This is a genomic window from Enterovibrio norvegicus DSM 15893 (assembly GCF_900115495.1).
Taxonomy (GTDB): Bacteria; Pseudomonadota; Gammaproteobacteria; order Enterobacterales; family Vibrionaceae; genus Enterovibrio; species Enterovibrio norvegicus.
Map to the genome: position 1 here is coordinate 96,371 of NZ_FOWR01000002.1, position 14,670 is coordinate 111,040.

Genomic DNA, 14,670 nt, shown 5'->3' on the forward strand with positions numbered 1-14,670 from the left:
AACATAGTGAAAATGTGGACAAGAACGGGCGGATTTCGTGAGGCCGTTCTGAATTTCGCGTTTTCGATTAACAATCCGAAAAGCTTAAACGGTTATCGCTGATGGCTTTCATCACACGTTCTGCGTCCAGAATGCTCACCCATTGCATCAAATTACTGTCATGTTTGATCATGTAGGTCGTCAGTTGTTCGACAACAATGTGCTTGAGGTTTTCGCCTTCCCATGGCTTTGCAATGAAGTAATCCAAGCTGTTGTGGTTCACGGCCTGAACAGTGTCTTCTAACCCTGCTTGGCCAGTCAGAAGGATTTTTCTTGCGTTGGCACAATCGCCTTTCCCATTTAGCTCAATGAGAAAATCGACCCCTAAATCTTCAGGCATGATGTGGTCACAAAGGATGAGCGCGAGTTTGTTGCCATTGGCATTTGCTTCAGCAAGCACTTCACGTGCTTCGGCAACAGATTCTGCAGCTTCTATAATAAAGTGCTCTTCCAGTGACGCTAAGTCATGGGTCACGCTATCGAGGACATCTCTTTCATCGTCCACGCACAGGATAAGATATTTACTCATTTTTCCTCCTTAGAAGCCGCAAACAGTGGGGTATAGGGTAGGGTCACTGTCATCGCGGTGAATTCGCCAGATGACGATGCCACTTCTATTTTCCCTCCGTGATGCTCAACAATCTGTCGGCAAACCGACAATCCGATGCCAAGCCCGAAGTGTCCTTCCCGTTTTGTGGTGTAGTTCAATTCAAAGATTTTATTTTTGATGGTTTCAGGAATGCCCGAGCCGTTGTCGCGAACGGTGACTTTCACCGCTTTTCGACTCTGGTAAACGGTTTCTCGCGTTGTCACATGAATTTCGCCATCAGAATCAACGGCATCAAGCGCATTGGAAACCAGGTTCGTCCAAACTTGCTGAAGGGCGATAGGCATACATCGAACGTCTCTCAGGTCGCCATAATCTCTCACCACTTTGAGTCTTTTAAGCTGATTTTCAAACATCACTAAGGTGTCTTCTATGCCCTCATGAAGATCGACATCTCGCATGGTTTCATCATCTTGTCGGGCATAGGTTTTTAAGCTTTTCACCATGTCTGCAATGCGTTGTGCGCAAACACTGGTGGAGCGCAATAAGCTACCCGCTTGATAGAACATGTCCCACTGCATGAGTGTTTTTTCAAATCCTGTATCCAAGGTGTTCATCCACGTTCGAATGTCTGTCGGATTATCAAACCCCATGTTTACCGCTTTCCTTGCGAGTGTTCTATCGCCAATCATAGGCTCGATGGCTTTTGCTCTTTGGCGTGCATCGGCGGTCGACATGGGACGAGAAAGCAGTGCCTCAGCCATGATTTGGTTGGCTTGTTCTTTGGCTGTGTCATTAAGCTCGGTATTGATGAGTTCACCAATACTGTCTTTCAGCGTATCGCTGTTTCTTAGAATCGCAGAAACGGGGTTATTGAGTTCATGGGCAACACCCGCAACCAACTGCCCTAGCATGGCCATTTTTTCTCTTTCGATAAGCTGTTTATGTGCCAGTTCGAGAGATTTTAGCGTTTGCTGCAGCTTCACTTCAGTGGTGATACTGCGCTTGAGGCGTCGGTTAAAGTGTCGTAACAAATAACTTGTAAACAATGGCAGCAAGTCGTTTCTTGCTTGCATCACCTTGCCAAACAAGGCGCGGTTTAGCTTGATGACGTTGGTGGGTTGAAGGGTTATCCCCGTAGAAAAAGAAACATCGCCCGTCACAAATGACATGCCACCAATCAGGCTACCTTTTCCGAGTCTCGCCACTTCATGAGAAGCGCCGGTTTCGTCTCGTTTCAATAATGCCACTTCGCCGTCTACAACAAACCAGAGGAAGCTGTTTGGCTGGCCTTCATGGGTCAGTAAATGGTCTTCGCTGTAACTTCTGAAGGCGTGGTTTTCGTCGTTATGATCAAAGTAATCAGTCAGTTCATTGAAAAGCTGTTGAGCCAGTTCATCATCCGACGTTCGAATGGCAGACTCGATAAACCCGTGGCGATAGCTGGCGAGACGATTCTCGATATGTGCATCAAGTAATCGACGTTGGTCGAGGACATTGCAAAACTTAAGCAAATCGTCGGCATTGTGCTTTAGCACGTAGTGGGTTAACTCCTTACGGGCCGTCATGATCATCTGATCTGGCTCCCAAGGCTTGGTCATGCAGTAGTTAAGTCGCCCTTCATTGACGGCCTGCATGATCACTTCAATTTGCGCTTGGTCGTTGAGCAGGATTGTTCGCGCGCCAGCAGAGGCGGGTTGATTGTCGATATTGATCAGAAGGTCAACGCCGTTATCTTCGCCAAGGTCGTGGTCGCAAATGAATAGCGCGACTTGGCGGCCTTGTTGATGCAGTTCACTGAGTGTGACAGTCGCGGAAGAAACGTTATCAATACAGACGATGTCGAAGGAGGAGGAAAAAGCGGCGAGCTCTCGTTCTAGTTGCGCCAAAATCTCTGCGTCATCATCAAGACAAAGAATGACATATGGGTGCATGTGCTTACCAAATACCTGCATTTTTTATAAGTGTATAGGTTTGTTCGTCTATAAGCTGAGAACAAGACTGCAAACTGACACATACTGTGAGAAAACATTAACGCTTCAGATTAAAACCTTATTAAGCCATGGGGTTAAGTCCTTTGTTGGTTTACACTTGAGGCCGTTAATTTTTTCTGTTGGAGCAATCATGATTTTTGGGAAGTACGCAGCCATTGGTGGTGCCGTGGCTTTAGTTGTCCTTTGGCCTCTCGCATCTGGACATGTGGGCCAGTCAATTTACGACCGCGAAGTTGAACAATCACAATCGCCATATGCTGTTATTACTAGTGAATCTTATGATCGTGGATATTTGTCTTCAGACGTTGTCACCAAGGTATCTTTGGTAGGCTCTGCCAAAGAGCAACTTGAGTTAGATGGCATTCCAACCAGCTATGTGCTGAACAGCAAAGTGTCTCATGGCTTCCTTAGCATCAGTACGGATTCAGTACTTGAAATGACACCTGAACTGAAAGTGCTGACAGACAAGCTTTGGCCGAACGGTGAGTCGCCATTTACCTTCCATTCGGAAACGGGCATCTCTGGTAAAACGGATTACACCCTGTCGATGGCTGCAATCGATGCGAATGAAGAGGGCTTGAAAATCACGAGCACGCCGTTTGTTGTTGATGGGTCAATGGACAAGGCGGGTGTGATTTCTTTCACCATGAACATGGATTCATTCGGCTTTGAATCTGAATATGGAGAAAATGCGAAAGTCACCAATATGACGGGTTCAGGCCAAGGTGAGTTAATCGACGATATTTGGGTGGGTAGCCAGAAAGTTAACTTTGGTCGTTTTGACATTGATAACCAAGATGGCCTGCCAGCGACATTGACTAACTTGAGTATCGAAGTGAAAAACCTCCTGTCTTCTGCATCAGGTGGCGACGTGAAAAGTGCTGACGCTGAGGATCTGCGTTTCAACAATGAAAACCTGATCTCACTGGAGAAGTTTGAAGTAAAAGACGAGCTTACTTTGAACAACCTGAAATTGGGCATGAACTTCGATGCGCTTGATTATACTGCCATGACGACGTTAGCAACGGTTGCTGATGCAATGGGTGAAGAGCCTTCTCCAGAAGAGATGGAAGAAATGATCAAAGCATTGGATGCCTTGGTCGAGAAAGGGCTGAGTGCGAAACTGAACCCACTAGAGGTTGATACACCAGAAGGCCAGATTGATGCGAACTTGGATCTGCAAGTGGCTTCAGGTCTTACTAGCGTGTCGCAGAACTTCCAAGCACTTCCAAGCAAAATCAGTGGTGAATTGAATCTAAGCGCACCGGCTGCGTATGTTAATGGCCTGCCAGAGTTAACAAACATGGCAGAAAACCTAGCGCAATATGGATTCGTTTCTCAGAGTGAAAACATGGTGAAACTGAATGCAAAAATTGAAGGCGACCAATTGGTGTCTCCTACAGGTCAAAAAATCCCAGTGGGTTTGCTGATGATGCTAATGATGTAATGCAACTGAGTGATTACTAGAAAAAGCCCGCGCGAAACGCTTTCGTGCGGGCTTTTTTGTGGGAAAAACGCCCGAGTTAAACAAATGTTGAAAATTCACTCTAGTCTTTGTGACAAAACGTAAAAATAAGCTCAATAGGGCTAGTAATTTCGCCAACTTAGTCGACACTGAATAGTAAGACAGAGATTTAATCCCTGTTTCTACATTCAGTCCAACACTAGGGGGATGCATGGAATCGATAAAAGTAAAAGATTACATGAACAAAAGGCCTGTCACATTTAAGGCCTCCATGACTCTGTCGATTGCATTAGAAAAAATGCTCAAGGCTGATCAAACAGGTGGCCCAGTTGTCGATGATAACCATCATGTTGTCGGTTTTTTGTCTGAGCAAGATATGATCCACAAACTACTCAAAGTTGGGTACTACTGCCAAGATACAAACACGGTTGATGATTGTATGCACAAGGCCGTTGAAACAGTGACGCCTGACGACAGCATTATTCGATTGGCAGAGCAAATGCTGCCAGGAAAACCCAAAGTGTATCCTGTTGTTGAACATGGTCGCCTCGTCGGCATCATGTCTCGTCGCGATATTCTTAAAGCCATCGCAACACAAATCGACGATTGTTTTCACCACCCAGTGTAACGTCCTTCGTGTTTATAACGGCAAAATGAAAAAGGGTGCATTACGCACCTTTTTCTTATCCTGATTATATCTACTGAAAACACTGCATTCGGTGGAATCACGAAAAACTCATACTATTCCTTTCTTCGTTGTTTTCTCATTAATTTGATAGACTGCGGCTCAAAAATTTTGTGCCGCTAAAAGCAAATACGGCACAGTAATGTGTTAATTCGACCGGAAGTCATCATGTCTAACCAGCAACAAGCAAAGTTTGTCAATGGATCAATTATGCGCCACATCACCGTGATGTCTACTTCAGGTGCTGTGGGGTTGATGGCGTTGTTTCTGGTTGACCTCGTCGACATGTTCTTCATCAGCTTGTTGGGTCAAGTAGAGCTTGCTGCTGCGATTGGCTTTGCAGGTACTATCGTCTTTTTCTCTACATCCGTTTCAATCGGTACGTCAATTGCCACTGGCGCGCTGGTAAGCAGAGCGCTGGGTGCAGGAAAAATGGACGACGCGAGAAAGATTGTGGCGAGCGTGATGATATTTGCTGCGCTTGTTAGTGTGGTGACAGTTGGCTTGGTCCTTTTCTTTCTCGACGATATTTTAGGGTTGATTGGTGCAACGGGGGAAACCGCTGTTAAGGCCAAAGAATACCTCGTTATTATCTTGCCGAGTGCCCCGCTAATGGCAATGGGTATGTGCGGCGGTGCTGCCTTGCGTGGTGTGGGTGATGCTAAACGCTCGATGTCAGCCACGTTAGCGGGGGGCGCGGCCAATGCCGTTCTCGATCCTATCTTTATCTTTGGTTTATCGATGGGGATTGAGGGTGCGGCGATTGCGTCTGTTATGTCACGCGTTGTTCTGTTTGGTGTATCTTATCATGCGGTGCATCACAAGCATGATTTGATCGCGAGGCCGTCACTCACGGATTTATCCGAGCACTTTCGTGCCATTACCCAGATTGCGGTGCCTGCCATCGTGACAAACACTGCAACGCCATTCGGCAATGCTATCGTGACCGCACAAATCGCGAAGTTTGGTGCAGATTACGTGGCTGGTTATGCCGTGATTGGACGTTTGCTCCCGGTGTCATTCGCACTCATCTTTTCTCTTTCAGGGGCTGTTGGGCCGATTCTCGGACAGAATTTTGGGGCAGGGCGCTTTGATCGTGTTCGCTTAACCTTGTCCGATTCAGTAAAATTTGTCTCTGCCTATTGCGTGCTGATTGCCGTGATCCTTTTCTTCTCTCAAAGCTTCATTACTACTGCATTTAGCTTGTCAGGAAATGCAGCGTCTATGGTGAATCTGTTCTGTACCTTTATCGCCATTAGCTTCATTTTCAATGGTATCTTGTTTGTTTCCAATGCTGCATTTAATAACCTCAATCGTCCAACGTGGTCGACGTTACTGAATGTCGGAAAAGCGACACTAGGTACTATTCCCTTCGTTTATGTTGGAGGCGAGTTGGCGGGTGCAGAAGGTGTGTTGATCGGTCAGGCGCTCGGCTCTGTCTTCTTTGGCGTGGCAGGTTATGTGTTGGTAAACCGTTTGATTAAACAGCTTTCAGACGAGAATGAAACAATTGAAGACACTGTGGCGATTGAGCCAGTTGTACCTGTGGCCGCATTCAGCAGTTGCCGTGAAGTGATGGCGGAAGACGGTGAAGAGCTACAAGACAAAGATGGAAAGTGTAAACCGTCAGCCTAATGCTGACGGATCCCTACCATGGAAAAAGCAGAAACCCCGCGTTTGAAAAGTGAACGTATCCACCCAATTTATTGATCTAATTCAGTAAAGCCTGAGCGTATTCCGCGCAAAATGTCCCCGTTGCCCACTCACTGTGGGTGTTTTAGCTTTTAAGGGACTACAAGCGATTATGCGCATTCAGGCGAAATATCTACTTCCACTTCTTATTCCGTTGTTGGTGTTAGTTCTGCCAGCTTCGGCTTTTCCTTTTGAATCCATGACAGTGATGCAGCAGCGTGCCATCGCGTTGTTTTTGTTGGCTGCGTTGTGCTGGGTGTTAGAGCCCATTCCTATCTATGCAACCTCCGTCGTGGTCATTGTTTTAGAACTGCTTTTCTTATCCGACAAAGGGCTGATTTGGTTCAGACGTGATGCAGGCTCGCCAGAGTTCGGCGGTTTATTGAGTTACAGCGATATCATGGCAACTTTTGCCAGCCCGATCATTATGCTGTTTCTTGGTGGCTTTTTCCTTGCAATGGCAGCAACCAAATACCGTTTAGATATCAACCTTGCACGCGTGTTGCTCAAACCCTTTGGCGCAAAGCCTCAGTGGGTCATGGCGGGCTTAATGCTTATCACTGCCATTTTCTCTATGTTCATGTCGAACACGGCAACCACTGCCATGATGCTCGCGATTCTTACGCCCATTTTGGTGCTGTTTAAGCCGAATGACCCAGGCAAGATCGCGTTTGCACTGTCTATACCTGTTGCCGCAAACATTGGTGGTATTGGCACCCCAATCGGTACACCACCCAATGCGATTGCGTTGAAATACCTGAGTGGCGAAAACATGATCACCTTTGGTGAGTGGATGGCATTTGGTGTGCCGTTTGTGGCCATAATGCTGGTGCTTGCATGGGCGTTACTGTGTGCGTTGTTCCCTTCAACAGAAACCAACATGTCTCTGGACATTAAAGGAAAATTCTTAAAAACACCGAAGGCCATCACTGTGTATGTCACGTTCGCGGTGACTGTGGGGCTTTGGCTCATGGGTTCAAGCCATGGCATGAATTCTTACACCGTGGCCTTGATTCCCGTCGCTGTTTTCTCGATGACGGGCATCATCAACAAAGAAGATCTTAAAAAGATTTCATGGGACGTGCTTTGGTTGGTGTCAGGTGGTTTTGCATTGGGCTTGGCCTTGGACAGAACCGGACTTGCGAAATTATTGGTTAACAGCATTCCGTTTGAAAACTTTGCGCCAGAAATCGTGCTAGTTGGTGCAGCAGCGCTGTGTTTGCTCATGGCAAACTTTATGTCTCATACCGCTACCGCTAACTTGCTGATGCCAATTATGGCAGCGCTCGGTGTGTCAATGACCTCGTTGACGCCGTTGGGCGGCGAGATGACGCTGATCCTGGTGGTGACGTTTGCAGCATCGTTGGGCATGTCTTTACCAATCAGCACACCGCCGAACGCCTTGGCTCACGCAACGGGCCATGTGAACAGTAATCAGATGGCGAAAGTGGGTGTCATTCTTGGCGTGGGTGGTGTGGCACTTAGCTTTGTGATGATTTGGATCTTGAGGTTGGTGAACTTCCTATGAGTTCAACGACAGCACAATGCCCAATCTCTGAGCATGAACCCGTGCTGGCTCGGATCATTCGAGACTACTTTTGCTCGCCTAACCGACAATGTCAGGTCTTGGCGGGCATTGCTGTGCTTGAACAATCGGGGCACAACGACCGCTTGTATTACCTGAAAAGTGGCAGCATGGCGGCCTACTATCAAGAAACAGATAGCAGCCATCCCGTGCTGGTATTTCAAGTTGAAGCGGGCATGTTCTTTGGGGTGCACAGCTTTTTCTCTGGCACCTTCAAAGCCTCGACAACCGTGATTGCGCAGACGGATTGTGAACTGGCGTGGATTGATATTTCAACGAAAGCCGTCAATGAAGACACTTATGGTTCATTGAGTGCGCAGTTCATGCCTGTGATGGTGAGTGAACTTTCAAAACGCCAACAGCGTGCGAGCCTAAAAGCAGTCGCGAATGCGCAGTCACAACAAAACTCTTTCGTGCTGAGCAGATGACGACCTTGGGTCAATTGGCCGCAGGCATTGCGCATGAGCTTAACAATGCGGTCGGCGTGATTGATAGCAAAGCGCAACGCTTGCAGGACACGCTGTCTTCATGGCTTGCCACGTATCAGCCGGACGCACAGCCTTTTTTCGATGTGGGTTTGTCTCAAGGGCAGGGTGTGTCTTCCAGTGAAGCACGTTCACGGGGAAGAACGTTCGAGAAGCAGCATGGCTTATCGAGCAATAAAGCGCGTCTGCTTGCCCGCGCATTGCCGCAAGATGCGGACATAAACGTGTGGTTGGCTGACCTTGATAATGCCTTGCATTTTTGGGAGCAAGGCAGAGAACTGCACGATCTGCAAATTGCTGCCCAACACGCCGTTTCTATTGTGCGTTCTGTTAAGCAATTGGGCGGCGCAGACCATGAGCGAAACGAGCATGTTGATATCAATGACACGCTGCAAAAATCGCTCTCCTTGCTTCAAGGTGCCATTCGCGGCGTGACCGTGACGCAAACCTTTGGTGACCTTCCTTTGCTGGTGGGCAGCAGCACGGAGTTCGCACAGATTTGGGTCAACCTCATCAAAAATGCCACTGAAGCATTGGCCGACACGCCATCACCAAACATTGATATTTACACCTTCACGTCTAAGGGCTGGCTGATTGTCACCATTGCCAATAATGGCCCTGTTATTGAAGAGAGTGTACGCCGCAAAATCTTTCAACCTAATTTCACCACCCGTAAAGGTGGGTTGTCTTTTGGCCTGGGTCTTGGATTGTCAATCGTCCAACGACTGGTTAATGAATATAACGGCTCTATCGCCGTCAAAAGTGACGCGGACATAACGACGTTTCGAGTCCGATTACCGCTAGGGGAATAACATGGAAAAAATCAACATTATCTGCGTTGACGATCAGCGTGAAGTGCTTAGCGCTGTGCTTAAGGATTTAGCGCCTCTTGCCGACATTTTTCATATTGAAGATTGTGAATCTGCAGATGAAGCCCTTGAACTTATCGACGAGTTAGATGCGGAAGGCGAGCACGTTGCCCTCATCATTTCCGACCATGTCATGCCGGGAAAAACGGGGGTGGAATTGCTTACTGAAGTGTCGGCAGATACACGTTTTAGTCACACGCGTAAAATGCTTCTGACAGGGCAGGCAACCCATGCCGATACCATTGAAGCCATCAACAGTGCCTGCATTGACCGTTATTTCGAAAAGCCTTGGAAGGCTGAATTACTGTGTGATGCTGCGAAAGCGTTAGTGACACAGTACATTTTTGACTTGGGCATTGATTATCGTGATTACCAAGATGCGCTGGATACCACTGTGGTGTTTGCACGTTTGAAGTAACGCATTGTTGAAAAGAGAAAAGAGAAAAGAGAAAAGAGAAAAGAGAAAAGGTCGTACTTTCAGTCGCAATGAGATGTGACCTTGAATCGAAAACCGGATTTTTCTCACGTGGCACTTGACCTTGGAGTTATCTCCAAGGTTTACACTGAACGTATCAACCCATAAAGGAGATAAGGTCATGTGCCATTCTTGTTCATCATCGCGTTGCAAAAACACCGCGCATGCGCATTCATCAACACACCTTCAGAGCACGACAGTCTCAAGCGAAACCTGCTGCAACACGTCAAGTACCGTTGCGTCATCATCGTGTTCTGTTTCTGATGGCATACAGGAGGACAGCGACGATCCTGCGCGAGCCAGTGGTTGTCGCCAAGAAAAAGGCGTTAATATCGTTCACGAACATGAACACAATCACAAATCATCCTGTTGTGCGACATCCAAACCTGAGCCAGAAGCCGTTATCAGTGGCAACAATGTGGTTGAATGGCGCGTGTCTAACATGGATTGCCCAAGCTGTGCAGGCAAGCTAGAAACGGCATTGCGTGGCATTGACGGCCTTGTCGATGCAAAGGTACGTTTCGCGACAGAAAAACTTGTTGTCAGCTTCTCTGCGTCGCCTTCAGAAGCATCGCTCTCTGCCATAAAAAACCGTGCTGAAAAAACAGGTTTCCCCCTTACTTCTGTCTCTGAACCCAAAAAAGCCCAAGCGCCGCTGTCACTTATTGAGCGCATTCAAAAAGAAGGCGTGTTGATTGCGCTCATCTCTGTCATGGCGTTAGCGGGTGTGTTGTCTTTCTGGAACACAGAGCTTTCGAGCACGTTGTTCACGTTAGCGACCGTGATGGGTTTGTTACCTATTTTGAAAAAAGCCGGAACCCTAGCCAAAAGTGGTTCGCCATTTTCCATCGAAATGCTAATGAGCATTGCGGCATTGGGGGCCTTATACCTGGGCGAAACCGTCGAAGCAGCCATGGTGTTGGTGCTGTTTTTGATAGGTGAGCGCCTTGAAGGGTATGCGTCTTCCAGGGCGAGGGATGGCATTCAAGCGTTAATGGCACTGGTGCCGGACGACGTTATTCGCATTGACGATGACGGCAAACGTAAAAGCGTCGCTGTGTCGAGTTTGCAGCCTTCACACTGCATAGAAATTGCACCAGGCGGCAGATTGCCTGCGGATGCAGAACTGATGGGTCACACTGCCAGTTTTGATTTGAGCGCGTTGACGGGCGAATCGATCCCCGTAGAAAAACTGGTGGGCGAGAACGTCCCCGCAGGCGCGTTGGTCGTTGACCAAGTGGTGCAACTGCGTGTTGTGTCAGAACAAGGCAAGAGTGCGATTGACCGTATTCTTACGCTGATAGAAGAAGCGGAATCACGCCGCGCGCCCGTGGAGCGTTTTATCGACCGCTTTAGTCGCTGGTATACGCCATTGATGATTCTGGTTGCCGCACTCGTCGTGATTGTGCCGCCGTTGCTGTTTGGCGAAAGTTGGGATACGTGGGTATATCGTGGTCTCGCGCTGTTGCTCATTGCCTGCCCGTGTGCCTTGGTGATTTCAACGCCAGCGGCGATGACTTCAGGCCTTGCCGCTGCAGCAAGGCAGGGCGCATTGATTAAAGGGGGTGCAGCACTAGAAGCTCTCAGCAAGGTGGATTACATCGCCTTCGACAAAACAGGCACCCTGACGGAAGGCAAGCCAGTAGTGACTGATATTCTGACATGGTCAGGCGACGAGCAAACATTGATCGCGCAGTCTGCAGCGATTGAAACAGGTTCGCATCATCCCCTTGCTAAAGCATTGGTTGCCGAAGCAAAGCATCGACAAGTCCCTGAGTTAGTTGCTCAACAGATGAAAGCGACCGTAGGGCGAGGCGTATCTGGTTTGGTTGAAGGGAAAATGATTGCGCTGGTGGCGCTCGACAAACTTGATGCCACACAGGACATCAGCGATGCGCAGCAAGACGCTGCACAAGCGATGGCGATGTCAGGAAAAACTGTCGCTATTGTTTTCGTCGACAAAGAAGCAAAAGGTGCCATCGCGTGGCGTGATGAGCTGCGTAGTGAAGCAAAAGAGACCGTGTCTGCACTCAACCTTGAAGGCGTCCGCTCCGTCATGTTGACAGGAGATAACCCCAAAGCGGCGGCAGGTCTTGCTGCACAGTTAAACATGGAATACCGCGCTGGTCTTATGCCTGAAGGTAAAGTTGATGCCATCAATGAACTTGCGAAAATAGCTCGTGTTGCCATGGTGGGGGATGGCATCAATGATGCGCCAGCAATGAAGGCGGCAACCATTGGCATTGCAATGGGCGGGGGGACTGACGTTGCACTTGAAACTGCAGACATTGCTCTGAGTCACAATCGCATTGAAAGCTTGCCTGATATTGTCAATCTAGCGCGCGCAACCATGTCTAATGTCCATCAAAATGTCGCCCTGGCCGTCGGCCTAAAAGCCATTTTCCTCGTGACCACTGTGCTTGGTTTTACAGGGCTATGGGTTGCAGTGCTCGCAGACAGTGGAGCAACAGCGATCGTGACCATGAATGCACTAAGATTGTTGAAATGGGGCAAAAAGAAATAATTTACGTATTGCTAATATAAGTGGGCATGGTGACGGTAAATCTAACGATATTGTTTGTTCATAGTGATGAGTATCTACAATTTGTGAAATCATGTGAAAGCAGGATGGTTCAAAAGTGATATTAATCACTTTAAAATTTTCACTGGACGCTATTGTGAACATATTGAATGCCACAGCCCATTTTCTAGTGGCAATGTAGATAAGAGTAATGACTTATCTTGTTGAACCCAAGCATTAAGGAAAGCGTTATGACTGAGCAAACTGTATTTCATCTAGGTGTTTCTAAAGCGGATCTTGAAGGTGCCAAAATGGCGATCATTCCGGGAGATCCTGCTCGAGTTGAAAAAATCGCAGCATTGATGGAAACGTCGAAATTCCTTGCTAGTCACCGTGAGTACACCTTGTACTTAGGGCGTATTGATGACAAGCCAGTCGTGGTATGTTCTACCGGCATTGGTGGCCCATCAACATCCATTGCTGTTGAAGAATTGGCGCAGTTGGGCATTGAAACCTTCCTTCGTGTGGGTACAACCGGTGCGATTCAGCCGAACATCAATGTTGGCGATATGATCGTGACGACGGCATCTGTGCGTTTGGATGGTGCAAGCTGCCACTTTGCGCCATTAGAGTTTCCTGCGGTTGCAGACTTTGACGTTGCGACAGCGATGAAAGTGGCTGCGGATGCGTCAGGTGCAAAAGTGCACACAGGCGTTACTGCATCGAGTGATACTTTCTACCCAGGTCAAGAGCGCTATGACACCTTCAGTGGTCGTGTTGTGCGTCGCTTCCAAGGCTCAATGAAAGAGTGGCAAGACATGGGAGTGTTGAACTTCGAAATGGAATCGGCAACTTTGCTAACCATGTGTGCAAGTTCAGGGCTGCGTGCAGGATGTATCGCCGGCGTTATCATCAACCGCACACAAAAAGAAATTCCAGATCAAGCAACCATGGCCGAAACCGAAGCGCGCTCTATTCGTGCAGTGGTTGAGTCGGCGCGTAATCTGATGAAGATGGATGGATAATCGCGTCATTTCTAGCGATTAGTTCTTCGAGTTAAGATAAGAAAGCCAGCAGAGATGCTGGCTTTTTTTGTTTCCGTTGCGTCTCTACTTATGCAAAGGACGTCTTTTCATAACCACCGGCTTTCAGGAACCATTGGTGTAAGTGGGTTTTCAAGTCGCCCAATTGATCAGGGCCAATGAGAGCCAAACCAAGGTCCGTTGCGCGAGTTATGTCATGATGACGAAGCGGGCGGAAGCTGACCAACATAGCGCGCGCTTGGAGGCCGCCTAATAGGTCGCGAATAGATTCCAACTTGTACAAGGTATCATCACCGTCGCTCGACATTCCTTTGGTTTTGCACTCGATGATGTGAAGTTTGTTATTCACCACCGTGGCAACATCCAATTCATTACGCACTTCTTTTTCGCCAATCTGGCGATAAACTTGCACACCCAATGAGTAGTCTTGAATGGTCAGCAACTCACGCTGAATTTGTTCAACGATGTGGTGCACATACCATTCGAGCCATTCGCCATTCGCAAAACGGCGCGCTGCTTCGTTGGCGAAGGTCAAGGTGCCACCTTGGTAGGATGACAGCCCTGCATCGTTTAGATCATCAATCAGCATACCCAATTCGCGGTAGCCTTGTTGTTTCTCACTCAGCTCTACATCAAGACGCTGTTCTTTACGACAAGTGGTCGCCAAGTAATTTAACGTGGCAAGGCCAGGGCCAAGTTCATAGGCATTGCTTGCCCATTTGTGGCCGACGGTTTCAATGGTGGTTTCAAGTGGGCTTCGAATATTGTCTTCAAGCAACTCACAACGTGCACCGAAAATAGTGAGATAGTCGCTAATGTTGATGTGATCTTCCACCTGTTGCTGTTGTCGACCTTCAGGGAAAAGCCAGCACAGCTCGTCGCTGAAAGGTTCAATGACATAAATCGGCCACTGGTAGGTGCGGAACACTTCATAGGCAGAAAGTAGACGGTGGCGCAGTCCGCAGCTTGCATTGAAGTAAACTTTAGCGCTTTCTTGCTTCAGTTTCTCAGCTAACTCAACAAGCTTGGACTTGATGAGTGGGATATTGATGTCTGTAGGGATCACGTAAAATTCAGTCTGAATGCCTTTCGGTAGCAAGACCTTACTCAGCTGATCAAATTGGTTCTGCTGTTCCTCAACGCCAATAAAGATGACTCTCTCGGCCTGTGATTGGCGGTGCAGCAAAGCGGTGACCAGCCTCACGGGGTCTTGGTCGATAATACCAACATGAATGGCCATAGTTACTCCATGGTTAGTCAGCACTACGAA

Annotated in this window: 10 protein-coding genes and 1 pseudogene; 8 read left to right on the forward strand and 3 right to left on the reverse strand. The window is 48.0% G+C overall.

Translation table 11 applies throughout. From position 1 onward, the window contains the following. Positions 1–67: 67 nt before the first annotated feature. Positions 68–568 (reverse strand): response regulator, encoded by a 501-nt coding sequence (locus BM082_RS01855; RefSeq protein ID WP_074925029.1) that lies wholly within the window; start codon positions 566–568, stop codon positions 68–70. Continuing rightward, positions 565–2,520, reverse strand: coding sequence for an ATP-binding protein (locus BM082_RS01860; protein ID WP_074925031.1), 1,956 nt, complete (start codon positions 2,518–2,520; stop codon positions 565–567). Before BM082_RS01860 ends, BM082_RS01855 begins: the two co-directional genes overlap by 4 nt. A gap of 190 nt (positions 2,521–2,710) precedes the next feature. On the opposite strand from BM082_RS01860, the gene BM082_RS01865 reads away from it, so the two are divergent. The 8 genes and pseudogenes from BM082_RS01865 (at position 2,711) to udp (ending at position 13,382) form a co-directional block, all read left to right on the forward strand. Beyond that, complete coding sequence (locus BM082_RS01865; protein WP_074925033.1) at positions 2,711–4,027, forward strand: DUF945 family protein; 1,317 nt, start codon at positions 2,711–2,713, stop codon at positions 4,025–4,027. Positions 4,028–4,256: 229 nt separating this feature from the next. After that, the gene (locus BM082_RS01870; protein WP_017010158.1) at positions 4,257–4,673 is read left to right on the forward strand and encodes a CBS domain-containing protein; all 417 of its coding nucleotides are present in this window, start codon (positions 4,257–4,259) and stop codon (positions 4,671–4,673) included. Between the two features lie 225 nt (positions 4,674–4,898). Beyond that, positions 4,899–6,365, forward strand: coding sequence for an MATE family efflux transporter (locus BM082_RS01875; RefSeq protein WP_017010157.1), 1,467 nt, complete (start codon positions 4,899–4,901; stop codon positions 6,363–6,365). A gap of 169 nt (positions 6,366–6,534) precedes the next feature. Beyond that, complete coding sequence (locus tag BM082_RS01880) at positions 6,535–7,950, forward strand: SLC13 family permease (protein WP_017017364.1); 1,416 nt, start codon at positions 6,535–6,537, stop codon at positions 7,948–7,950. Then, a pseudogene (locus BM082_RS01885) lies at positions 7,947–9,304 on the forward strand (ATP-binding protein). The gene BM082_RS01880 and the pseudogene BM082_RS01885 overlap by 4 nt, the downstream one beginning before the upstream one ends. Before the next feature lies 1 nt (position 9,305). Then, positions 9,306–9,779 (forward strand): response regulator, encoded by a 474-nt coding sequence (locus tag BM082_RS01890; protein ID WP_074925035.1) that lies wholly within the window; start codon positions 9,306–9,308, stop codon positions 9,777–9,779. A 178-nt stretch (positions 9,780–9,957) separates the two neighbouring features. Next, on the forward strand, positions 9,958–12,360 hold the full coding sequence (locus tag BM082_RS01895; RefSeq protein WP_017017361.1) for a zinc/cadmium/mercury/lead-transporting ATPase: 2,403 nt from the start codon (positions 9,958–9,960) through the stop codon (positions 12,358–12,360). A gap of 248 nt (positions 12,361–12,608) precedes the next feature. Then, positions 12,609–13,382, forward strand: coding sequence for a uridine phosphorylase (udp, locus tag BM082_RS01900; protein ID WP_017010152.1), 774 nt, complete (start codon positions 12,609–12,611; stop codon positions 13,380–13,382). 88 nt (positions 13,383–13,470) lie between these two features. On the opposite strand, the gene BM082_RS01905 is transcribed toward udp, so the two are convergent. After that, entirely contained in the window at positions 13,471–14,640 is a 1,170-nt protein-coding gene (locus BM082_RS01905) for a Card1-like endonuclease domain-containing protein (protein WP_017010151.1), read from the reverse strand. Positions 14,641–14,670 lie beyond the last annotated feature (30 nt).

What these genes read in the sequence shown, in the direction of transcription:
- BM082_RS01880 (WP_017017364.1), top strand. Translation starts at nt 6,535, where the DNA reads ATGCGCATTCAGGCGAAATATCTACTTCCACTTCTTATTCCGTTGTTG.
- BM082_RS01865 (WP_074925033.1), top strand. Translation starts at nt 2,711, where the DNA reads ATGATTTTTGGGAAGTACGCAGCCATTGGTGGTGCCGTGGCTTTAGTT.
- BM082_RS01890 (WP_074925035.1), top strand. Translation starts at nt 9,306, where the DNA reads ATGGAAAAAATCAACATTATCTGCGTTGACGATCAGCGTGAAGTGCTT.
- BM082_RS01855 (WP_074925029.1), bottom strand. Translation starts at nt 568, where the DNA reads ATGAGTAAATATCTTATCCTGTGCGTGGACGATGAAAGAGATGTCCTC.
- BM082_RS01895 (WP_017017361.1), top strand. Translation starts at nt 9,958, where the DNA reads ATGTGCCATTCTTGTTCATCATCGCGTTGCAAAAACACCGCGCATGCG.
- BM082_RS01875 (WP_017010157.1), top strand. Translation starts at nt 4,899, where the DNA reads ATGTCTAACCAGCAACAAGCAAAGTTTGTCAATGGATCAATTATGCGC.
- udp (WP_017010152.1), top strand. Translation starts at nt 12,609, where the DNA reads ATGACTGAGCAAACTGTATTTCATCTAGGTGTTTCTAAAGCGGATCTT.
- BM082_RS01870 (WP_017010158.1), top strand. Translation starts at nt 4,257, where the DNA reads ATGGAATCGATAAAAGTAAAAGATTACATGAACAAAAGGCCTGTCACA.
- BM082_RS01905 (WP_017010151.1), bottom strand. Translation starts at nt 14,640, where the DNA reads ATGGCCATTCATGTTGGTATTATCGACCAAGACCCCGTGAGGCTGGTC.
- BM082_RS01860 (WP_074925031.1), bottom strand. Translation starts at nt 2,520, where the DNA reads ATGCACCCATATGTCATTCTTTGTCTTGATGATGACGCAGAGATTTTG.